Origin of the sequence: Paenibacillus cineris (genome assembly GCF_018333335.1) — a bacterium.
GTDB lineage: Bacteria > Bacillota > Bacilli > Paenibacillales > Paenibacillaceae > Paenibacillus_AQ > Paenibacillus_AQ favisporus.
The window spans coordinates 1-263 of record NZ_BORU01000034.1; the positions used below are offsets into that span (position 1 = coordinate 1).

The 263-nt window shown below is 53.6% G+C and carries 2 rRNA genes; both read left to right on the forward strand.

Features of this window, described 5'->3' with window-relative positions:
- A 16S ribosomal RNA gene (locus tag KI379_RS33815) occupies positions 1-60 on the forward strand; the annotation flags it as partial.
- A 110-nt stretch (positions 61-170) separates the two neighbouring features.
- Positions 171-263, forward strand: a 5S ribosomal RNA gene (rrf, locus tag KI379_RS33820); the annotation flags it as partial.

A 263-nucleotide genomic window follows, 5' to 3' on the forward strand; every position in this document is an offset into this window, starting at 1 on the left:
ATTGGGGTGAAGTCGTAACAAGGTAGCCGTATCGGAAGGTGCGGCTGGATCACCTCCTTTCTATGGAGAATCGCTTCCTGCGATGGAAGCATTCAAATACTAAATCTAGCCGGTCGGCTAGTTACTCACTCGTTGGTCAGTTTTGAGAGAGCAAACCTCTTTCAAACGCGTTTGGTGGCGATAGCGGAGGGGTTCCACGCGTACCCATCCCGAACACGACCGTTAAGCCCTCCAGCGCCGATGGTACTTGGACCGAAGGGTCC